The sequence below is a fragment of the Pseudoalteromonas sp. P1-7a genome, assembly GCF_001401855.1.
GTDB lineage: Bacteria > Pseudomonadota > Gammaproteobacteria > Enterobacterales > Alteromonadaceae > Pseudoalteromonas.
Map to the genome: position 1 here is coordinate 153,323 of NZ_LKDU01000002.1, position 22,699 is coordinate 176,021.

Consider the following 22,699-nt stretch of genomic DNA (forward strand, 5'->3'; position numbering starts at 1 on the left):
GCTATGAACGATTTATCAAAAACAGCTTTGCTACTTATAGGCTTTCAAAACGACTATTTTTCACCTGATGGCATTTTATATCAAGTTGTTGAAGAGTCATCGCGGGTAACCGGTGTGGTAAATAACACCTTAGCGCTGTTAGACAAATACATAGACAAATTCGCTTTAGTGCTTAGTACACCCATTCACTTTACACAAGATTACAGCGAGCTTAAAAACCCCATTGGTATTTTAAAAGTCATTGCCGAAGTCGGTGCTTTTAAAGCAAACTCTTACGGGGCGCAAGGCATTAAAGAGTTCGATAAATATGGCGAACGTATTGTGCAAATTCCAGGTAAACGAGGGCTCAATGCCTTTACTCATACAGAGCTTGCGAATGTACTCAATAACAACGGAATAACCGATATTGTTTTGGCTGGCACGGTGACCTCTATTTGTATTGATTCGACTGCACGTTCAGCTGTGGAGCTAGGTTTTAACGTGACGGTGCTTAATGACTGCACATCAAGTAGAACGCCATTTGAGCAAACATTTTACTGTGAAGACGTTTTTCCACTCTATGCCAAGGTGTGCAGCCATGCCGAGTTAGTAAATGAATGAGGCGAAAATGGAAGAAAAAGATGAGCTACAAGTACAAGTCCACTATGCGTTAATTGAGCAACTTTCAGCAAACACTCGCAGGCAAACTAAACTACTTGCTTTGCTTGATGAGTGTGTATTTGAATGCGATAAGCATTTAGTTTTTAGTTACGTCAACGAAGCGTGGCTCAATAAGCTAGGGTTTACACCGGCCATGCTTATAGGTAAAAAAATTACCTCTTTATTAGAAATTAAAGACAGATTAAAGCTGTCGGCATATATTGAGTCTATTTTTGATGAGTCATTTAGCGCAAGCATAGAGCTGCAGGTTAAAAACAATGATGGGCTAAGTAATTGGTTCGAAATGCGCATAGCGTGTGACGATAACGGCGGTTTTATTGGCTCTTTACATGATATACAACGCCACAAAGATTACCAATACCTGCTCACCGAGCAACAAGTGTATGCCAAGCGACTCTCTTTAGTGGCAAGCCATACTAATAATTTAGTCATAATTACCGATCGTTTCGGTAAAATAGAGTGGGTTAATAAAAGCTTTGAAATACTGACCAGCTATAAATGTGAGGAAGTCATCGGGCTTAGCCCCGGTAAGCTATTGCAAGGACCAAAAACCAGCTCAGAATCACGCCAATTAATGGCTAGAGCGATAAAAAATGCCGAGCCATTTCAAATTGAAACAGTCAATTATGATAAGTATCAAAACGAATACTGGGTGGCTATTGATGCCACTCCGGTAAAAGACGACGATGGAAGAGTTAAGCATTTTATAGCCATAGAAACGAACATTACCCAGCGTGTAAAAGCTGAACAAGCAATGGCCGAAATAGAATATAACTACCATTCTGTGGTCGATAATATTCCTGATATTGTATTGCGGTTAGACGCGCAGGGCTGTTTATTGTTTATGAATAAAGCGTGGCAAGATTTCTTTCAAACTGACATGAATAAACACCTTGGTTTGCCCATTGCTAATTTTATAATGTGTGAGGATGTTGAAAAGTTAAATACGGCTCTCGCCAGCTATACAGATGGCAGCCGAGAAGTAAAGCGCTTGGATATTAGATTCACTAACGCACTAAACGAGCCAAACTGGGTTGAAATGACCCTTACACCAATTACTTCATTTAACGGTACACACTTAACGTCTATAGCCGCTACCGTTGTGGATATTCAAGAGCGTGTGATAGCTGAACAAATACTCTTAGAAGCTAAGCATCAGGCAGAGTCGTTGGCAGAGTCTAAAAGTCGATTTATGGCAAATATTAGTCATGAAATACGTACACCTTTAAATGCGGTGATTGGGTGTGCTGATATTTTGCATGACACAGGGCTTACGACTGAGCAAAAACGTTACACTCAGATGATTAAAACAAGCTCAGATGCGTTATTAAGCATATTAGACGATGTATTGACATACTCGCGTTTTGAAGCACAAGCAATTTCGATTGATAATCAGCCATTTAGTCTCGACACTTGTTTAGAAGAAGCTATTGATATAGTGAGCGAAAGCGCTGTACAAAAAGGGCTTGAGCTCATTTTTGATCTGCACCCTGATGTTCCGGTTCAGGTGATTGGCGATCATGGTCGTATAAGGCAAATAGCTATAAACTTACTCTCGAATGCTATTAAGTTTACCCAAAAAGGGGCACTCATCGTCACTGCCCAGTGTGCCGAATTTAAAAACAATAAATTTACGTTGCAGCTTAGCTTCAAAGACACTGGTATAGGAATTGCTCAAAACAAACTCGACAGTATGTTTAAGCCCTTTATTCAATCTGATAATTCTATTACACGAGAATATGGCGGTAGTGGTTTAGGGTTAGCCATATGTAAGCAAATATGTGATGCTGCAGGGGGTGATATTACTGTCAATTCCCAGTTTGGTGTAGGGAGTGAGTTTATTGTTACTTACCCGTTACTCATAGACACAAGCGGGCAAGTGCAAAGGGAAGGGTTTTCTGCTAGAGCGAAAAAACCTAATGTTTGTGTGTTCAGTAAAAACTCCCCCCTAAACACAGCGATAGAGCATATGCTTACCCGCCATTCTATTGATTACTCACGTGTTCAAAGCCTATCGAAGTTAAGCTCTATTGCAACACCTGACGCTATTGTTACAACTAACAAGCGTGATTTAGAGGCAGCGCAACAATTTTTAAAAAATCACCCGCGTTTAAATGAGCCGTGCCTATTACTGATAGATTTATTAGGTAAGAGCCAAAAGGAAGAGGTACCAAGCGATGGCATGCTTAGACTAAATGGCCCCTTTAAACCTTCTCACCTCCCTAGAGCAATTGTTGCACTTGAGGAAGCGCTTTTTCACCTTAATATTATTTTTACTAATAAAAAAGAAATTTCGAAAAATACAAACACAATAAAGGCTCAACCATTTAAAGGTACACATGTACTTGTTGTTGAAGACAATAAAAATAATCAAATAGTCATTCAGCAATTTTTAGAGCAGCAAGGGTGTTTAGTAAAAATAGCTAGCAACGGACTAGAGGCAGTTGAAAAAGTTAAAACTCAAACAATAGATCTAATATTTATGGACATACAAATGCCAATTTTAGACGGTATTTCTGCGACTAAAAAAATCAGAGAATTATCTATCGTTACACCTATTATAGCGCTAACAGCAAATGCTATTCATGGCGATAAAGAGCGTTTTATTAAGGCAGGGATGAATGACTATTTAGCAAAACCAATAATTAGCAGAAAACTTAATCTGCTTTTGAATCAATACTTACCAAAACTTGATGACGTTAAACACTCTAAGCTAGAGCGTATTAATGAAATTTGGTCATTATTAAAGTAAAAAGTAACACCGTTGTATTACAGCTTAAACCAAAGCTAAATATGACCAAATAAGGCCTTACATCGATATTTAAAGTTAATGATTTTTTGAAGGTAGAAGACGTGTTTTAAAATGTACTATGAATTAATTTTTTTATTTTACTAAACCTTAAGCTGTTAACTAAACGACTAATTGGTACCTTAATACTAGTTTCTTTTGGTTATAAAACTAATCCATACCTGCTCCTTTTGAATTATTTTTAAATTGGTTTGCATTTTGCAAATCAAAATGAAATTGAATTTCATAATGCAATTGGTTACTCAGCGAGTTTTTATCTTCTTCTATTAAACATATTATTTTAATTATTGATTTATAAAGACTTAAATTTTTTATCCTCATTTAATTTAATGTGGCATGGCTTTCGCTACATAGACATCAAGTAAAGCGAAATAATCGCAGTTACAAATTTATTATATCGTCATATGATTTTAAGGTGTCTATTATGCAAACTAATACTAAAGTTAAACAGCAACCAAAAAAAATGTCTTTTGTTCTTACTCCTGAGTTAATGGTGCTGTCTATTATTATTGTTGCAGCGGTTATTGTGGGTGCAACGGCACTGAGAGGCACAGTTACTATTGAGCCTGTTAACGAAGGCAATACTGAGATGTTTACGAATAAATTTAGTAATAGTGAGTTAGACAATGCCACTATTGAAAGTGCTTCATTAAATTACGCCCAAAACATCAATGAGCAAGCTGAGCAATCAGGCTCGCAAGGTTTAAACAATTAAACAATACTTCCCCTTTAGTATTTTTTGGCTGACTCTAAGTAATTAGGTCAGCCTTTTTATTTTATGCTGCTCTATAAACGCAAAACGACATTTTTTACGTGTTTTTCCTCAACTTGCGTGTCAGTGTGATTTGCAAAATGCAAATATCCCTCCAGATGATTTCAAGCTAAATAGATAAATTTAACCCATTGAAAGTATAGACTTTATTTATTCTTTTATACGTATTTTTGGTCTGTATATTGCTAATGTATAACAAGTTTATGTTTTGCCTTTATTTGTGGAGAAATTTATGAATGCGTTTAAAAGCTTAGAGCCTACCAATACGGTCAACATTGCACGCTGGCACGAACTAGAGCAAATTATGACGCATGCTATGAAAAACCATTGCTTTAATATGGTTTATCAGCCTCTTGTGTCTTTAACTAGTGGTCAACTAGTTGGCTTTGAGTCTTTAGTACGTTGCGAATCTTCACGCTATGGTGCGGTTGGCCCCGACGAATTTATACCGCATGTGGAGCAATCAGGCATGATTTTAGATTTGGGGGATTGGATTTTCAAGCAAACACTGAGTGACTTAAGCGAAATGAGAAAGATAGGTATGGACGATATAACTATTTCACTAAACATTTCACCTATACAAATTATTGAAGGGAATGTGTTCTCTAAAGTAATGACTTTACTCGATAAATATCAGATAGATCCAGCGGCCATAAAAGTAGAATTAACAGAAACAGCGTTAATCAAAAGTCCTCAACGTATAGCCAAAACATTTGAGCATTTTCACAAAGAAGGGGTGAAAATTTGGCTAGACGATTTTGGTACGGGCTATGCTTCGCTGGGGCTTTTACGGCAGTTTAATATTGATGGGCTAAAAATAGACCGTAGTTTTATAAGCGGTATTACAACTAACAATGAGGACTTTACGTTGTGCAGCGCAATTATCGCTATGGCGCAAAGGTTAGGCCTTGAAACCATTGCTGAGGGAATTGAACATCGTGAGCAATTACAGATATTAGAGCAGCTAGGGTGTGATGTCGCGCAGGGTTACTTACTCGGCAGGCCAAGTAGTTTAGCTAATAATACGGCGACTTGGGTAAAAATGTAACTTAACTGAATGTTTCAATTTGCAAAATGCGAAAAACGACTTACTCTAAAAGTATAAACCTAGTGAAGCATTACATTACAATAATAAATAAAGGCCTGATATGCCAATACCAGAAGAACATATAGACAACACCATTACTCAAGCACATGTGCTAGCGCAATTAGAGCAAGATGTTGGCTCACTCACTTTAGTAAGGCTGGTAAATTTATTTATTACTGAATTAGAGGAAATGCGACTTCGCCTTAAACAAGCTATTGATGAGCAAGATGAAGATAATATTAAAGATATAATGCACGTACTTAAAAATTCTGCCGCGCTTTACGGTGCTTTAACTCTGGCAGCCCTAGCTAGCCAGTTACATGATTACCCACCAGTTACCATTGAAGAAAATATCCATGCTGCCCAAATCGTTCAACATAATCTAGAAAAAACCCATGCTGCATATCAAGTTATTGCACAAAATATTACTTAAAAGGTTCTGCTATGAACGATCCTCAAGAAAAAGCACTGATTTATATTGTTGAAGATAGCATTGCAAGTGGGGCTCTATACGCGAGTCAACTAGAGCAGGCTGGCCATGAATGCCGGCACTTTACCGATGGTTATTCAGCCTTGGTTGCTATAAAAGACACGATGCCCGACGTTATTGTGCAGGACGTTTGTTTACCCGATATTAGTGGCTTAGAGGTGCTGCAGTTTGTAAAAAAACAGGAAAAGCCAGCGAATGTCGTGATGATCACCTCAAATAGCTCTATTGATGTAGCTGTTGAGGCAATGCGCTTAGGAGGCTTTGATTTTTTAGAGAAACCGTTTTCAGGGCAGCGCTTAGTAAGCGCAGTTGATAGTGCGCTTTCACAGAAAACCACTCCTGCTGTTAAAGTTCAAAAACAAAAAGCACCAAGCACGTCAGCATTTATTGGTGAGTCACTCGCAATGCAAACAGTGTTTAGGCTTTTAGATAGTGCAGCACGAAGTAAAGCATGTGTTTTTATTACTGGTGAAAGTGGTACAGGGAAGGAGGTGTGCGCGCAAACGTTACACGACACGAGTCCAAGAAGTGAAGGGCCGTTTATAGCCATTAACTGTGCTGCTATTCCTGGAGAGCTATTTGAATCCGAGTTTTTTGGTCATGTAAAAGGGGCTTTTAGCGGCGCGTTAAGTGATAGAAAAGGCGCTGTAGAAGTGGCAAATGGTGGCACTTTATTTTTAGATGAGTTGTGTGAAATGGAGCTTAATTTGCAAGCTAAACTATTACGTTTTTTGCAAACAGGCGCGTTTAATCGAGTAGGCAGTAGCGAGGTTTTACACAGTAATGTTAGGCTAGTGTGCGCAACAAATAGAAGTCCCGTAGTTGAAGTTGCTGAAGGGCGTTTTAGGGAAGATTTATACTACAGACTTAATGTTATTCCTGTAAAATTACCACCGCTGCGTGAGCGAGCTGGCGATATTATGTTGCTTGCAAAGCATATTTTAAAACAAAAAAGTGAAAGTAACGCTAAGTTGTTCCATCGTTTTTCAAAAGAAGTTGAAAATCTTTTTTGCAACTACGATTGGCCCGGTAATATTCGTGAGCTGCAAAATGTTATAGAAAATATAGTTGTTATTAATGATGGTGAAATTGTTGAGCTAGATATGCTACCAAGCTCATTCGGTGTTAATTCTGCTATTCCAAGCAAAAATACTAGCCCATCTCAATCTTCAGAGCCATTACAAACTAACTCACTTATGGGCGTGCACGACATAGAGCCCCTTTGGCAGGTTGAAAAAAGAGCAATAGAGTCGGCAATAGCGGTATGCGATGATAACATACCACTTGCTGCGGCCTATTTGGGTGTAAGCGCCTCGACTATTTACAGAAAAATAAAAGGCTGGAGTTAGCTTCACGCTTCTTCCTTACACCTGCTTGGGGTTTATACTGTACTAATTGCTGCTTAAAAAAAGCAAGGTGCCTGTTTTATCTAACATTTTATTATTCTGCTCATAGCTTATAATTCTCTTAATCACATTAAACAAGGCTGCTTAATAAAAGCGAATCGCCTGCCATTTTGTTTTCAGTTACATTTTCTTGGTTGAAATAAAAAAAGACACCCTAAGCTCTATTACTACACCCTAAGTTTAATAGTAAAAGGAGATCACAATGAGTAACGTTAATTTACAGCCAGCAAGTGTAATGCAGCCTTTAGTGGTATGTGATTTAGATAACAACAACGTGAATTTAGTTGACCGCGTAAGCGACAAACCTTGGAAAATGATAGTGGTGTACAGAGGACAGCATTGCCCTAAATGTACCGAGCAACTCAACGAGCTTGCAACCATGCATGACGAGTTTGCCAACGCAGGGGTAGAAGTTGTAGCAGTAAGTGGCGATGGCGAAGCGCAGCTTAAAAAGCATCTTGAAAAAATAGACGTAAATTTCCCTCTTTATTACAATTTGACCATGGAGCAAATGACAGATTTAGGCTTATACATTAGCGAGCCGCGTAGTGATGCTGAAACAGATCACCCCTTTGCTGAGCCTTGCATTATTGTTTTAAACGAAGATAACCAAGTGCAAATGCTTGATAAATCAAATAGTCCATTTGTTCGCCCAAGCCTTAAGCAGTTACTAAGCGGTATTAAATTTTCACGCGAAAACGACTACCCAATTCGCGGTACTTTTATTAAGTAACATGTACTGAGTAATTTGTTGAATAGACGATGAGGGCACATTTTTGTGCCTTTTTCATTTTTTTTCACTTTTTTTAATAAAATTACTTGAAAACTATTTTACTGCCCATAAATAGTTTAGTGAGGACGCCTGATGGGTCCCAAAAAATACAGAAGTTATTGAAATTTATATTATTAATTTAATTGTGTTGTACTTGTTCAAACGAAAAGTAACAACATTATATCGCTTAAATATGAGGATATTATTATGCGTACAGTAGATTTATCACCACTTTATCGTTCATTCATCGGCTTCGATCATTTAGCATCTTTAATGGATGCGGCAGCGCGTACAGACAAGCAGCCTAGCTTTCCCCCTTACAACATTGAAGCGCTCGATAAAGACAAATACAGAATCACTATGGCCGTTGCTGGCTTTAGTGAAAATGAACTGACCATTGAGTCAGAGAACAACACTTTAAAAGTTGCAGGCACTAAACCAAATAAAGATGAAAATGCAGAACGCAAGTTTATTCATCAAGGTATAGCAGAGCGTAACTTTGAGCGTAAGTTTCAACTAGGGGATCATGTAAAGGTACTTGGTGCCGATTTAGCTAACGGTCTGCTCAGCATTGACCTAGAGCGCGAAATTCCGGAAGCACTTAAACCTCGCAAAATTGAAATTGGCGCTAGCAACCTAATTGAAGGTAAGTAATCGCTAGTTTATATTTTTTTGATTGTAGCCGCCTAAGCTTAGGCGGCTTTTTTTTTATAACTCATTTATATGCGTTAGATAATAATTCGCTTGGTCTAAGGTCTGTTGTTGGAGCTCAGGCGCTTGTTTATCCCAGTTTCTATATACCATGCCGATGCGTGGATTTTTTTCAAGTAGTGCGCGGTGTTTGTCCATAAATTGCCAATATAAGCTATTGTAAGGGCACGCCTTATCACCTACTTTTTGTTTAACATCGTAGTGACAGTTTTTGCAGTAATCACTCATTTTATTAATGTAATTACCACTGGCTGCATAGGGTTTAGTGGCAATAATACCTTCATCTGCAAATTGGCTCATACCACGGGTGTTAGGCATTTCAACCCATTCGATGGCATCAATATAAACCCCTAAATACCACTGGTCGACCTCATTAGGGTCAATGCCTGTCAATAAGCAAAAGTTCCCAATGATCATTAACCGTTGAATATGATGAGCATAGGCGGTGTCTAAGCTCTGTGTTAAAGCATGACTTAAACAATTCATTTTTAAATCACCATCCCAAAAGTAATTCGGTAACAACTGCTTTGCCTGTAATTGATTTTTTTGTGCATAGTCGGGCATGTTTACCCAATATATACAGCGGACGTACTCACGCCAACCTAGGATCTGCCTAACAAAGCCCTCGACTTGAGAAATCGAAATTGTATCAGGGTGAGCATTATACTCGTCAATTACACGTTTAATAACGTACAGCGGGTGGATTAGTTTTGCATTCAAAGCAAACGATAAACGGCTATGGTACAAGCTTGCGTTATTGGCGACTTGATCGGTCATTGCATCTTGAAACTGGCCAAAGCTTTTTAATAGGTGGGTGCAAAAATACTCTAGACAGGTTTTTGCTTGGTTGCGAGTAAGCGGCCACGGGAGCTGCTTAGGGTTTATTTGACCAAAGTAATTTACGTTATGTTTTTTAAGTCTGCTAATGATAGTGCTAACATCGTTATCAAATACTTTTGGCGGGGGAATAGCGTTCAAATCTGCTTTTTTAAATTTATTTCTGTTTTTACTATCAAAGTTCCATTGTCCTCCTTGTGGGCTACTCCCATCCATAAGAATATTGTATTGTTTGCGCATAGCACGGTAAAAGTGCTCCATAGTCACATGTTTGTTTTTTTCAAATCGTTCGTTAATACGTTCAAATGGCAGCAAAAAATGTTCAGTGTCATAGGCTTTAACGGTAAAAGGTGATTCTTTCTTAAACTTGCTCAGCTGTGCTTTGAGCCTGTATTCATCAGGGTATTGATAATGTATTTCACTGCATTGGTACTGTTTAGCTATTCGCGCAATCAAGTCGGGTAAGGTTTTGTCTTGGTGGGTATCATCAAGGGTAAGGTGAAGTGTGCTGTAATTAGCGCTTTGTAAAGCCGTAGCAAAACGCTCCATCGCATAAAAAAAAGCACATAACTTTTGCACATGGTGCTTAACATAGCAGGTTTCTTGATTTAACTCGGCGATTAAATAAAGCGTATCAGGGCTTTTTTCTTTAAACCACGAATGTGAAGCATTGAGTTGATCACCTAATATCAGGCGCAAAACCTTAAAACGAGACATAAACCACCTAAATTTAGTTGTACGTAAAAATCGACAACACAGATCTAGAAAGTCTGCTCATAACCAAAAAATCAGTGAGCCTTTTAAACCTTATTTGCGCGAAGTTGAGATATTTTTTGTTCTAGCGAAATAACATTTGTTTTATTAAACAATGTTGTATTAGCAAAGCTTTCAAAATAACGAAGCGCTTTTTGCCAAGCAACTTGCGTTTGTGCTGTAAAAAAACGTCCTAGATGCTCGCTTAGTGTGTCGTAAAAGGCGTCACAAAGTAGTGATATTTCCCTTGGCGTCACATTCCTCTTTTTTAAATATTGCAAGTGAAAGGCTAAAAAGGGGGCAACAGATGATGGGTTATTCAAATGCCTAACTATGCGTTCTAAGACGCAATACAGTATATAACTTTTTTCGTTAAAGTAGGCCGCACTTGGGTATTGCATTGTTATATTTGACTCTTCAAGCTTAGCATGAAAGCGTGCTGTAAACGCATGAAAGTTTGGCTTAACTATATGCAAACTTTTAATTAACTGTGGCTGATAAGTATTCATTAGCAATCTCATTAAATTTTGTAATTTTTATTTTTATCCACATCGGAGAGCTTTTAGTATAGTGCGTCGCTCACATATCGCACGTAATCTAAACGTAAAAAGCATAAATTTGTATCATTTTTATGAATTTTAGACATTTTATTTATGAATATACGGCTTTTTACGTAGATGTTAGTGACGTTACAATTACCATTTTAATATCTGCATAATCATAATACATACTAGCGAAGCTTAAAATGGGGGGTCACTGATTTTATCAAACTTATTAGTTATTATGGTTGCTAATTACCCCGTATATCCTTATAATAGCCGCCATTGTTTAGCGGTTGATTAACCACTAACAGCGATATTGAATTTTAGGTTTGATATCTATTGGCGCGGGATGGAGCAGCCTGGTAGCTCGTCGGGCTCATAACCCGAAGGTCGTCGGTTCAAATCCGGCTCCCGCAACCAATTTTTATAGTTAGGTATAACCTTACTAATTCTGTATCGCGCATTCTATGTAATGCGCGTTTTGCGTTTAAGCTAATGTAGTTTAATTAGGTCAGTAAAATGACCCGCAGCCAAGCTTGGCCAAAGGCCACACAGTTTTATGCTTTATTGGTGTGACGCCCCGCTTGGTTCGGGGCGTTGTTGTATCTGCACCATTGATTTTTTGTCTTGTCATTAAATCAAAACTTAAACTCAGTATTTTAGGGCTATAAGCCCTTTTTTTGTTTGTATGGAGGATTTTCGTGACAAAACTTGAGCAAGATTTATTAACCATGCTAACGCCTGCAGTAGAAATGTTAGGCTTTGAATTACATGGTCTTGAGTTTGTACAAGCAGGCCGCCATTCTACCTTAAGGGTTTACATTGACCATGAGGATGGGATATCTGTTGATAACTGTGCGGATGCGAGTCGCCAAATTAGTGCGATTTTAGACGTCGAAGACCCAATTACAAACGAATATGATTTGGAAGTATCGTCTCCTGGTGTTGATCGTCCATTATTCAAACAAGATCACTACGAGAAGGCGCAAGGAGAGGAAGTACGCGTGCGTACTAAGCTTCCACAAGATGGTCGCCGTAATTTTAAAGGCGACTTAGTAGCAGTTAGCAGTGATATGATCACACTTAAAAGCGATGGCGAAGAGCACTTAATCATGCTTAGCAATATCGAACGTGCGAACATCATCGCAAAGTTTTAATTCGAGTGCGAAGGAATAGGGCAAGCGAGGCATTACCCATGGCAAAAGAGATATTATTAGTTGCTGAAGCCGTTTCCAATGAGAAAGCGGTTCCAAAAGAAAAGATTTTTGAAGCGTTAGAGTTCGCTCTAGCAACAGCGACAAAGAAAAAACACGATGGCGAAATTGAAGTGCGCGTATCTATCGACCGCAAAACTGGCGATTACGATACATTTCGTCGTTGGAAGATTGCAGAAATTCAAGAAGATGGTTCATTAGAAAATCCTTACAGCGAAATCACATTAGAAGCAGCTCAAGTTGAAGAACCTGACTTGCAACTGGGTGATTATGTTGAAGAACAGATTGAATCTATCAAATTCGACCGCATAACTACACAAATGGCAAAGCAAGTTATCGTACAAAAAGTACGTGAAGCTGAGCGCGCTTTAGTTGTAGAAGCGTATAAAGATCAAGAAGGCGAGCTAGTAACAGGTGTCGTTAAAAAAGCAACACGTGATGCAATTGTACTTGATTTAGGTAACAACGCCGAAGCGGTTATTTACCGTGACGATATGCTGCCACGTGAAAACTTCCGTCCAGGAGATCGTATCCGTGGTCTTCTATACGAAGTTAAACCTGAAGCACGCGGCGCACAGCTATTTGTAACGCGTTCAAAACCAGAAATGCTGATGGAATTATTCCGCATTGAGGTGCCAGAGATTGGCGAAGAAATGATTGAGCTTCGTGCTGCAGCACGCGATCCGGGTTCACGCGCTAAAATTGCCGTTAAATCAAATGACAAGCGTATTGACCCAGTAGGTGCGTGTGTTGGTATGCGTGGTGCCCGTGTTCAAGCTGTATCATCAGAACTTGGTGGCGAGCGTGTTGATATCGTACTTTACGATGACAACCCGGCACAATTTGTAATTAATGCAATGGCACCAGCAGAAGTGGCTTCAATCGTAATGGATGAAGACACTCACTCAATGGATATCGCAGTAGAAGCCGATAACTTAGCACAGGCAATTGGTCGTAATGGTCAAAATGTTCGTTTAGCTAGCCAATTAACTGGTTGGGAACTAAACGTAATGACGGTTGATGACATGCGCGCTAAAAATGAAGCCGAGTCAGATAAGTTAATCAACTTATTTACTGAAAATTTAGATATTGATGATGAATTTGCATCATTACTTATTAACGAAGGTTTCTCAACACTTGAAGAAGTAGCCTATGTGCCTGCTTCAGAGTTTTTAGAAATCGACGGCTTAGATGAAGAAACAGTTGATGTGCTGCGTTCACGCGCTAAAGATGCATTAACAACAAAAGCACTTAAAACGGAAGAAAGCTTAGAAGGTGTAGAACCGGCTGAAGACCTACTTGCGCTTGAGGGTTTAGAACGCCATCTAGCATTTGTTATGGCAAGTAAAGGTGTAGTAACACTTGAAGACTTAGCTGAGCAAGGTATTGATGAATTAGTAGATATTACAGAGCTTTCACCTGAAAAAGCAGGTGAGCTAATTATGGCTGCACGTAATATTTGTTGGTTCGCAGACGAGTAATTTATTAACGGAGGTATTACACACTATGGCAGAAGTAAATGTTGAAAAACTAGCCGGCGATATAGGTACAACTGTTGATAAATTGCTTCAGCAATTTTCACAAGCGGGTATCACTAAAAAAGCGGGTGATAATGTAACTGAGGCTGAAAAAGCACAGCTACTAGATCACTTAAGCAAATCGCACGGTGGTACTGGTTCAGAAGGCCCAGCACGCATGACTTTACAGCGTAAGAGCAAAAGCACATTAAGTGTTACGGGCTCTACAGGTAAAGCAAAGGCTGTTCAAGTTGAAGTTCGCAAAACACGTACTTACGTGAAAAAAAGCGCAATTGAGCAAGAACAAGAGCAGCAGCGTCTAGCCGCTGAAGAAAAAGCGCGTATCGAAGAGCAGCAAAAAGCTGCACAAGAAGCCGCAGAATTAAAAGCGAAACAAGAGGCAGAACGTAAAGCAAAAGAAGAAGCTGATCGTAAAGCCAAAGAAGAAGCTAAGCGCAAAGCAGAAGCAGAGCGTAAGGCTAAACAACAGCAGATGACCCCAGAGCAAAGTGCTAAGTCTGAGAAAGATCGCATCGAAGCTGAGCGTCTGCAGAAAGAAGCAGAAGAGGCCGCATTGAAGAAAGCTGAAGAAGAAGCGAAACGTCAAGCAGAAGAGGCAAGAAAGCTAGCTGAAGAGAATGAAGCTCGCTGGAAGAAAGAGGAAGAAGAACGTAAGAAACGCGAAGAAACAGCGGATCACCATCTTACGACTTCTACTTACGCACGTGAGGCAGAAGATGTTGCCGATGCACGTGATGAGCAAGGCGCACGCCGTGCTAAGAAAAAGAAAAAAGCCCCAGCAAAAGATAAATTTGCAGGTGGTAAAGGCCGTAAAGGTAAGCTAAAAGCACCTACATCGCTACAACACGGTTTCCAAAAACCAACAGCAGATGTTAAAAACGAAGTGCGTATTAGCGAAACAATTACAGTTGCAGAGCTTGCATCACGCATGGCTGTTAAAGGCGCTGAAGTTGTTAAAACAATGATGAAAATGGGTGACATGGTTACCATTAACCAGGTAATTGACCAAGAAACAGCACAACTTGTTGCTGAAGAAATGGGCCACAAAGTTATCATTGTTAAAGAAAACGAATTAGAGCAAACAGTACTAAATGACCGCCATGAAGATGGTAAGTCTGAGCCGCGTGCACCAGTAGTAACTGTAATGGGTCACGTTGACCATGGTAAAACATCAACGCTTGATTACATTCGTTCTGCTAAAGTTGCATCAGGCGAAGCCGGTGGTATTACACAGCACATTGGTGCATACCACGTTGAAACTAACGGCAACATGATCACTTTCTTAGATACACCAGGTCACGCCGCGTTTACATCAATGCGTGCACGTGGTGCTAAAGCAACAGATATTGTAATCCTAGTGGTTGCAGCAGACGATGGTGTAATGCCACAGACTAAAGAAGCGGTACAGCATGCTCGCGCAGCTGGCGTTCCTTTAATCATCGCTGTAAACAAAATGGATAAAGAAGGCGCAGACCCAGATCGCGTTAAAAACGAACTAGCTCAGCTAGACGTTATTCCTGAAGATTGGGGCGGTGATACGCAGTACGTTCATATCTCAGCTAAAACAGGCTTAGGTATTGATGACTTACTAGAAGCTGTTCTTATGCAATCTGAGCTTTTAGAGCTTCGCGCTCCATCAGAAGGCATGGCAGCAGGTGTTGTAATTGAATCTCGTCTTGATAAAGGACGCGGCCCAGTTGCTTCTATCTTAGTTCAATCCGGTACTCTTAACCAAGGCGATATCGTACTGTGTGGCCTTGAATACGGCCGTGTTCGTGCAATGAAAGACGAAAACGGTAAAGACATTAAATCAGCGGGTCCTTCTATTCCTGTAGAGATTCTAGGTCTATCAGGTATTCCGGCAGCAGGTGATGAAGCGACTGTTGTTAAAGATGAGCGTAAAGCGCGTGAAGTTGCTTTATACCGTCAAGGTAAATTCCGCGACGTTAAACTTGCTCGTCAGCAAAAAGCGAAGCTTGAAAACATGTTTACTAACATGGCTGAAGGCGATGTATCTGAAGTTAACGTGGTACTTAAAGCAGACGTTCAAGGTTCAATCGAAGCGATTTCAGACTCACTAACTAAGCTTTCTACTGATGAAGTAAAAGTGAAGATTGTTGGTTCTGGCGTAGGTGGTATCACTGAAACTGATGCAACACTTGCTGCTGCATCTAACGCAATCGTAGTTGGCTTCAACGTGCGTGCTGACGCATCTGCACGTAAAGTGATTGATACTGAAAACTTAGACTTACGTTACTACAGTGTTATCTACAGCTTAATTGAAGAAGTTAAGCAAGCCATGTCGGGTATGCTTGCGCCTGAGTTTAAGCAAGAGATTATCGGTCTTGCTGAAGTGCGTGACGTATTTAAGTCTCCAAAAATTGGCGCAATTGCTGGTTGTATGGTGACTGAAGGTACTATTAAACGCAGCGCACCAATTCGTGTATTACGTGATAACGTGGTTATTTACGAAGGTGAGCTTGAGTCACTACGTCGCTTTAAAGATGACGTTCAAGAAGTACGTAACGGCATGGAATGTGGTATCGGTGTTAAGAACTACAATGACGTGCGCGTTGGTGACCAAATCGAAGTATTTGAGACAGTTGAAGTACAACGTACACTTTAATTGCTCGTAAGCTAAGATTGTAAATGGGGGCTTTGCCCCCATTTCTGTATCCATTATTTAATTAACTTATTATTTTAATTCAGTAAGTTATGATTTTAGGAAAACAATCATGAGAGAATTTTCTCGCACTGATCGTGTTGCTCAGCAAATTCAAAAAGAAATTGCTGTTATTTTACAACGCGAAATTAAAGATCCGCGCTTAGGCATGGTGACAGTGTCTGCGGTAGAAGTATCGCGCGATTTATCTTACGCAAAAGTTTTTATTACGGTATTTAATACCGAAGATGAGAACAAAGCAAAAGAAAGCGCAAAAATACTTAACGAAGCAACGGGCTATATTCGCTCGTTACTGGGTAAGCGTATTCGTGCTCGTATAATGCCTGAGCTTAAGTTTGTAGTAGATAACTCACTAATGGAAGGGATGCGTATCTCTAACTTAGTGGACTCGGTTATACGCGAAGATAACGCTAAACATGTTGATGATGAAACTGATAGCGAAGAAGGCACTAAAGACTAATGGCTAGACGCAGTAAAGGCCGTCCGATTGATGGTATTTTGTTGTTAAACAAACCTCAAGGCATTTCGTCGAACAAAGCCCTACAGCAAGCTAAAGGTATTTATTTTGCTCAAAAAGCAGGTCATACCGGTGCGCTAGATCCACTGGCCACTGGCATGCTGCCTATTTGCTTTGGTGAAGCGACTAAATTTACCCAATTTTTGCTCGATACAGATAAAACCTATGTGGTAAGAGCAAAACTAGGGGAGCGAACAACTACCTCTGATTCAGATGGCGAAGTGGTGGAAACCCGCGATGTAAACGTCACCACGGAACAGTTAGCTGCAGAAATTGAAAAGTTTTTAGGCGAGTCAGATCAGTATCCATCAATGTACTCGGCACTTAAATATGAAGGTAAACCTTTATATAAATACGCGCGTGAGGGCATTGAAGTACCGCGAAAATGTCGAAAAATAAACGTGTTTAGTTTGTCGCTTGATGAGTTTGATGAAACAAACAATGAAGTGCAAATGACTGCGCATGTATCTAAGGGTACATACATCCGTACCATTGTAGATGATTTAGGCGAAAACCTAGGCTGTGGCGCACATGTTATTATGTTGCATCGCTCGGCGGTTGGCCATTATCCTAAAGACAAAATGGTCTCGCTTGAGCACCTTGAAACTCTATTAGCGAAGGCTAAAGAAGAGGCGGTTGCCCCTTCTACATACCTTGATGAACTGCTATTGCCAATGGATAGTGCGCTGGTTGATTTACCCGTTGTAGAAATTAGTAAAGAGCAGGGTGTTGCGTTCAGCCATGGCCAAGCCGTAGTACTAGGCACAGATTTACCCGAAGGGGCCATTAAGGTCTTAGCTGATGGTATGTTTATTGGGACCGGTGAGCGCAACCCTGATGGGCATTTAAAATCAAAGCGCGGCTTATCTAATCAGCAACCTGAGTAAACTTTCACTTGTAGTTATCCTCATAGTTGGTAGAATACGCCCGCTCAATCGTTTTGGCTGAATTAGTGATCGGCTAAAGCACCTATTAAATTTAACTTTTGGAGTTATTATGTCACTAAGCAATCAAGAAAAAATCGATATCATTGCTAAATTTGCACGTGCTGAAGGCGACACTGGTTCACCTGAAGTACAAGTAGCTTTACTTACTTTTGATATCAACAAGCTTCAAGGTCACTTTGCTGACCACAAGCATGACTTCCACTCACGTCGTGGTCTGCTTCGTAAAGTAAGTACTCGCCGTAAATTGCTTGATTACCTTAAAGGTAAAGATATCTCGCGTTATACTGCATTAATCCAAGAGCTTGGCCTACGTCGCTAAGAACTAGATTACGAGAAAAGGAGCTTTATAGCTCCTTTTTTTGTGCCTAAATTTTTAACCTACCAATACACCTTCTTAAAATATAAGTAAAAATCAATAAATGATTAGGCAAAAGCGATTGTGTTTTATCATTGGGTAGGCTCGCAATTTTAGGTCGCTTTGGTATATACTATGCGCGTAGATAAATAGGTTATCTGCAGTCATTAAAAATTTTGCCAATTGTAGTACTTAATTGATTTCCAACTGAATACAATTATGTACTGTAATTGGCCCTTTTAATGACACTTATTATTGAAATATAAAAACATTTAAGGAATATTTTAAGTGCAAGCAATTATTAAAGAATTTCAACTAGGCCAACACACAGTTACCCTAGAAACAGGTGCAATCGCACGTCAAGCTGACGGTGCAGTATTAGCAAGTATTGGCGATACATCAGTATTAGTTACTGTAGTTGGTAAGCGTGAAGCTCAACCTGGTCAAGACTTTTTCCCATTAACAGTTAACTACCAAGAGCGTATGTACGCTGCTGGTCGTATCCCAGGTGGTTTCTTAAAGCGTGAAGGCCGCCCTAACGATGGCGAAACACTTATTGCACGTCTTATTGACCGTCCAATTCGTCCACTTTTCCCAAATGGTTTCGTAAACGAAGTACAAGTTATTGCAACCGTTGTATCTGTAAACCCTGAAATCCAACCAGATATGGTTGCGATGATTGGTACATCAGCAGCACTTGCTATCTCTGGTATCCCTTTTAACGGCCCAATTGGTGCATCACGCGTTGGTTACATCAACGGTGAATACGTACTTAACCCGACATTAAAAGAGCTTGAAGAAAGCCAACTAGATTTAGTTGTTGCAGGTACTGATAACGCAGTACTAATGGTTGAATCTGAAGCAGATGTACTTGCTGAAGATGTAATGCTAGGTGCGGTTGTATACGGCCATGAGCAATCTCAAGCTATCATCAATGCAATAAACGAATTTAAAGCAGAAGCAGGTAAACCTACATGGGATTGGACTGCACCTGAGAAAAACGTATCGCTTGAAGAAAAAGTAGCTGAACTTGCTTCTGAAAAAGTAGGTGAAGCTTACCGTATTACTGATAAAGTAGCGCGTAAAGAAGCATTAACTGCAGCAAAAGACGCTGTAATTGAAGCGCTTACAAGCGAGCTTGCTGAAGATGAAACGCTTGATAAGCAAGAAGTAGGTAAAGTATTCGGTTCACTTGAGAAGAAAATTGTACGTGGCCGCATCACTGCAGGTGAAAAACGTATCGATGGTCGTGAACCAGACATGATCCGTGCACTAGACGTAATGACGGGTGTATTACCACGTACTCACGGTTCTGCAATCTTTACTCGTGGCGAAACACAAGCGCTTGTTACTGCTACACTGGGTACAGAACGTGATTCGCAGTTAATCGATGATTTAACGGGTACTCATAAAAACCACTTTATGCTTAACTACAACTTCCCTCCATTCTGTGTAGGTGAAACTGGTTTTGTAGGCTCTCCTAAGCGTCGTGAAATTGGTCACGGTAACCTAGCTAAGCGTGGTATTCAAGCTGTAATGCCTACACTTACTGAGTTCCCTTACTCAATTCGTGTTGTATCTGAAATCACTGAATCTAACGGTTCGTCTTCAATGGCATCTGTTTGTGGTACGTCACTAGCACTTATGAACGCGGGTGTACCAATTAAAGCATCTGTAGCGGGTATCGCGATGGGTCTAGTGAAAGAAGATGAGAAGTTTGTTGTTCTTTCAGATATCTTAGGTGATGAAGATCACTTAGGTGACATGGACTTTAAAGTTGCAGGTACTACTAACGGTATCACTGCACTACAAATGGATATCAAGATTGAAGGCATCACACAAGAAATCATGCAAATTGCGCTTAAACAAGCAAAAGCGGCACGTTTACATATTTTAGGTGTAATGGATGAAGCGATTTCTGCTCCTTCTGAAGAATTATCAATGTTTGCTCCTCGCATCTACACTATGCAAATTCCTGCTAAGAAGATTGCTGAAGTAATTGGTAAAGGTGGCGCTACAATTCGTCAACTTACCGAAGAGACAGGCACAACAATTGAAATTGAAGATGACGGTACAATTAAGATTGCTGCAACAGACGGTGAAAGCGCGCAAAACGCAATTACACGTATTGAGCAATTAACAGCAGAACTAGAAGTAGGTACTATCTACACTGGTAAAGTGGTACGTATTGTTGACTTTGGTGCGTTTGTAAACATTCTTCCTGGTAAAGATGGCCTAGTGCACATTTCTCAAATCAGCACAGAGCGTGTTAACAACGTAACTGACCACTTAAGTGAAGGTCAAGAAGTTAAAGTTAAAGTATTAGAAGTAGACCGCCAAGGCCGTGTACGTCTAAGCATTAAAGAAGCAATGGAATCAGCAGCACCTGCAGCTGATGAGTCAAAAGACGCATAATTGCTAAACTTTAACCCGTTAATATACGCGGGATAATAAAAAAGGGGCTGTTTAGCCCCTTTTTTTATGCTTTAATGAAACCTTATTAGACAAGGTCTGTCTTATTTTTATTGCGATATATCTTGGTATTAAGGATTTTAATGATACTCAAACACTTAGCTTTGGCATCTTTTGCTATTTTGTCTTTAAGCGCTTGCCAAACCACGACTGAATCAAAACCTACGCCGATTGTTAATGTGCCTTTTACTGCACCCCTTGCATCCGACTTTAGAAGCGAAATTGCGATTGCACGTTACTCTGAGCTATTAAATAGAGCCGATTTAAGTACCGAGCAACAAGCTAAGCTTTATTATGACCGTGGGGTATTATTTGATAGCCTAGGAATGACCACGTTATCGCGCATTGATTTTAACCGCGCTATAAAACTAAAGCCTGATTTAGCTGAGGTGTATAACTTTTTAGGTATTCAGCATACTTTAATGCAGCAATACGAAAAAGCGTATGAGTTTTTTGACTCAGCCTTGGAGCTTAATGAAGAGCATGAATACGCTTATTTAAACCGTGGTATTGCACTGTATTATGGTGAAAGAGCAAACTTGGCGCAAAGTGACTTTGATGAGTTTTTAGCGCGATCACCAAACGATCCTTACCGAGTGCTATGGCTTTACCTTGCACAGTCGCAAGAGGATAAACAACAAGCATTAGCCGCTCTTAAAACAAATGCCGCAGCACTTGATGAATCGCAGTGGGCGTATCAGTTAATTTCGCTTTATACTGGCGATATGAGTGAGCATACGTTTTTATCGGGTATTAGCGAAGGTGTTAAATCTGAGCAAGAATACGCACAGCGTTTGTGCGAGGCGTATTTTTATTTAGCCAAAATGCACCAAGCAGCGGGCGAGCAGTACTTAGCTGCGGATTACTTTAGATTGGCATTATCCACTAATGTGCATGAGTTTATTGAATATAAATATGCGCGTTTAGAGCTTGAGCTTATGGCTGGTGCAGACGCTAGTTAAATACCTGTGTTATTTAAGTGGTTTGCTATTTAGCCTGCTTATTGCGGGCTCTAGCAACCATTTAAGCAATATTGGTTTTTGGCATGTACTTAATACGAAGGCTGATCCGCTGCAAAGCTATTGGCAATTCCCTCGCTACTTTTCAAATAATATCGCGCATCTTCCCAGATTAACCTTGGGCTTTTTAGCACGTGAAAACATCCCATCAGCCCAATACAATTATTCTTTAAAGCTGATAAAAACAAATAAAAACGAGCAAGCTAAGTTATTTTGGCTACAAAGTATAACTTACATTACCCACGCCCAGCGACAGGATTTAGCTAATCTTCTCTTTGCACGATCACGCTGGGACGATTTACTATTATTAAAGCAGCAAGAATTATTGCCCAAAGGGGATGCGTATAACCACTTAGCACTTCATACTTCAAATCATTACAAACGCATCCCAAACGCTTTTTTAAATGATCTTGGGTTCACGGCTTTAAATACCTTACCGGCTAGTAATAGCTCCTGTATCTACAATGTCGTTATGATAGGCGTTCATCGCGAAGGACTTTATAAATTACAAAGCTTCACTAAACAATTTAATGAAGTACCCGAACCGCAAAAAGGGGTGTTTTGCTTTAGCAAACCGGTTTACGCCGCTGGCGCATTGGAGTGTAAAAACACACTTTCTATGGCCAACTGTAAATGGAAAAATAAAGCTTTGAGAGGCAAGGTTGCAAAACAGTTTGACTACAGTGTGATAATGAGTAAAAACGGTACGGCTAATGTTATGGGCAAACAAATGCAGCTAAGTACCAGCGCTAACTATCATGTTTTTTTACACGAGCTTATGCATTTTAGCGGTTTTGAAGATGAATATACGCTCCCGCAGAGCAAACAAAAGTGGCTATGTTTAAAGCAAGGTTATGTTGCGCCTAATTTATATATTTCACAGGGCGAGCCGCCTCCCACAGGTTGGCACAAAAGTGAGAGCTGCCAGCAAGGGGGCGTAGCATATAAGCCTAGTAAGGATTGGTCTATTATGCAGTATCAACAACTAGGTTTATCAAAGAGGTACAGGGCGTTGTGGCAGAAACAAATACAACAACAAGAAACCTTAACCCTTGATTAAAATTAAATCGAATAGGCTTGCTATCTATAGACAAAATGGCTGTTTATAAGTATAA

The 22,699-nt window shown here is 39.9% G+C and carries 19 protein-coding genes and 1 tRNA gene; 18 read left to right on the forward strand and 2 right to left on the reverse strand.

The window, feature by feature from the left end:
* Positions 1 to 3: 3 nt before the first annotated feature.
* The 8 genes from AN389_RS02795 to AN389_RS02830 all read left to right on the forward strand — a co-directional run bounded on the left by AN389_RS02795 (position 4) and on the right by AN389_RS02830 (position 8,650).
* A complete protein-coding gene (locus AN389_RS02795) occupies positions 4 to 600 on the forward strand; it encodes an isochorismatase family cysteine hydrolase (RefSeq protein ID WP_055013998.1) in 597 nt (198 codons plus the stop codon).
* Positions 601 to 607: 7 nt separating this feature from the next.
* A complete protein-coding gene (locus tag AN389_RS02800; protein WP_055019211.1) occupies positions 608 to 3,412 on the forward strand; it encodes a PAS domain-containing hybrid sensor histidine kinase/response regulator in 2,805 nt (934 codons plus the stop codon).
* Between the two features lie 481 nt (positions 3,413 to 3,893).
* Complete coding sequence (locus tag AN389_RS02805) at positions 3,894 to 4,184, forward strand: hypothetical protein (protein WP_055013997.1); 291 nt, start codon at positions 3,894 to 3,896, stop codon at positions 4,182 to 4,184.
* A gap of 289 nt (positions 4,185 to 4,473) precedes the next feature.
* Complete coding sequence (locus tag AN389_RS02810) at positions 4,474 to 5,289, forward strand: bifunctional diguanylate cyclase/phosphodiesterase (protein WP_235575940.1); 816 nt, start codon at positions 4,474 to 4,476, stop codon at positions 5,287 to 5,289.
* A 100-nt stretch (positions 5,290 to 5,389) separates the two neighbouring features.
* The gene (locus AN389_RS02815) at positions 5,390 to 5,761 is read left to right on the forward strand and encodes an Hpt domain-containing protein (RefSeq protein WP_055013996.1); all 372 of its coding nucleotides are present in this window, start codon (positions 5,390 to 5,392) and stop codon (positions 5,759 to 5,761) included.
* Positions 5,762 to 5,772: 11 nt separating this feature from the next.
* Positions 5,773 to 7,167 (forward strand): sigma-54 dependent transcriptional regulator, encoded by a 1,395-nt coding sequence (locus tag AN389_RS02820; RefSeq protein WP_055013995.1) that lies wholly within the window; start codon positions 5,773 to 5,775, stop codon positions 7,165 to 7,167.
* Between the two features lie 259 nt (positions 7,168 to 7,426).
* Complete coding sequence (locus AN389_RS02825; RefSeq protein WP_055017201.1) at positions 7,427 to 7,957, forward strand: peroxiredoxin-like family protein; 531 nt, start codon at positions 7,427 to 7,429, stop codon at positions 7,955 to 7,957.
* Between the two features lie 246 nt (positions 7,958 to 8,203).
* The gene (locus AN389_RS02830) at positions 8,204 to 8,650 is read left to right on the forward strand and encodes an Hsp20 family protein (protein WP_055013993.1); all 447 of its coding nucleotides are present in this window, start codon (positions 8,204 to 8,206) and stop codon (positions 8,648 to 8,650) included.
* 54 nt (positions 8,651 to 8,704) lie between these two features.
* On the opposite strand, the gene AN389_RS02835 is transcribed toward AN389_RS02830, so the two are convergent.
* Both AN389_RS02835 and AN389_RS02840 read right to left on the reverse strand, forming a co-directional pair.
* The gene (locus tag AN389_RS02835) at positions 8,705 to 10,261 is read right to left on the reverse strand and encodes a cryptochrome/photolyase family protein (RefSeq protein ID WP_055017202.1); all 1,557 of its coding nucleotides are present in this window, start codon (positions 10,259 to 10,261) and stop codon (positions 8,705 to 8,707) included.
* Between the two features lie 83 nt (positions 10,262 to 10,344).
* Positions 10,345 to 10,806 carry a globin gene (locus AN389_RS02840; RefSeq protein ID WP_055013991.1) on the reverse strand — a complete coding sequence of 154 codons (462 nt, stop codon included), beginning with the start codon at positions 10,804 to 10,806 and terminating at the stop codon, positions 10,345 to 10,347.
* Between the two features lie 376 nt (positions 10,807 to 11,182).
* Here AN389_RS02840 and AN389_RS02845 point away from each other — a divergent pair.
* The 10 genes from AN389_RS02845 to AN389_RS02890 all read left to right on the forward strand — a co-directional run bounded on the left by AN389_RS02845 (position 11,183) and on the right by AN389_RS02890 (position 22,644).
* Positions 11,183 to 11,259: transfer RNA gene (locus AN389_RS02845), tRNA-Met, on the forward strand.
* 281 nt (positions 11,260 to 11,540) lie between these two features.
* A complete protein-coding gene (gene rimP / locus AN389_RS02850; RefSeq protein ID WP_004585883.1) occupies positions 11,541 to 11,996 on the forward strand; it encodes a ribosome maturation factor RimP in 456 nt (151 codons plus the stop codon).
* 38 nt (positions 11,997 to 12,034) lie between these two features.
* Positions 12,035 to 13,534 carry a transcription termination factor NusA gene (nusA, locus tag AN389_RS02855; RefSeq protein WP_055013990.1) on the forward strand — a complete coding sequence of 500 codons (1,500 nt, stop codon included), beginning with the start codon at positions 12,035 to 12,037 and terminating at the stop codon, positions 13,532 to 13,534.
* A gap of 25 nt (positions 13,535 to 13,559) precedes the next feature.
* Positions 13,560 to 16,217, forward strand: coding sequence for a translation initiation factor IF-2 (infB, locus tag AN389_RS02860; RefSeq protein WP_055013989.1), 2,658 nt, complete (start codon positions 13,560 to 13,562; stop codon positions 16,215 to 16,217).
* Positions 16,218 to 16,326: 109 nt separating this feature from the next.
* The gene (rbfA, locus tag AN389_RS02865; RefSeq protein ID WP_004585886.1) at positions 16,327 to 16,734 is read left to right on the forward strand and encodes a 30S ribosome-binding factor RbfA; all 408 of its coding nucleotides are present in this window, start codon (positions 16,327 to 16,329) and stop codon (positions 16,732 to 16,734) included.
* Complete coding sequence (gene truB, locus AN389_RS02870) at positions 16,734 to 17,678, forward strand: tRNA pseudouridine(55) synthase TruB (protein WP_055013988.1); 945 nt, start codon at positions 16,734 to 16,736, stop codon at positions 17,676 to 17,678. The genes rbfA and truB overlap by 1 nt, the downstream gene beginning before the upstream one ends.
* Positions 17,679 to 17,787: 109 nt before the next feature.
* Positions 17,788 to 18,057: a 30S ribosomal protein S15 gene (gene rpsO, locus AN389_RS02875; protein WP_004585888.1), complete on the forward strand. Its 270-nt coding sequence runs from the start codon at positions 17,788 to 17,790 to the stop codon at positions 18,055 to 18,057.
* 324 nt (positions 18,058 to 18,381) lie between these two features.
* Positions 18,382 to 20,508, forward strand: a complete 2,127-nt coding sequence (gene pnp, locus AN389_RS02880) for a polyribonucleotide nucleotidyltransferase (RefSeq protein WP_055017204.1) — start codon at positions 18,382 to 18,384, stop codon at positions 20,506 to 20,508.
* 140 nt (positions 20,509 to 20,648) lie between these two features.
* Positions 20,649 to 21,527 carry a lipoprotein NlpI gene (gene nlpI, locus AN389_RS02885; protein ID WP_055013986.1) on the forward strand — a complete coding sequence of 293 codons (879 nt, stop codon included), beginning with the start codon at positions 20,649 to 20,651 and terminating at the stop codon, positions 21,525 to 21,527.
* The gene (locus AN389_RS02890) at positions 21,511 to 22,644 is read left to right on the forward strand and encodes a hypothetical protein (protein ID WP_055019212.1); all 1,134 of its coding nucleotides are present in this window, start codon (positions 21,511 to 21,513) and stop codon (positions 22,642 to 22,644) included. The genes nlpI and AN389_RS02890 overlap by 17 nt, the downstream gene beginning before the upstream one ends.
* The last annotated feature ends 55 nt before the right edge of the window (positions 22,645 to 22,699 follow it).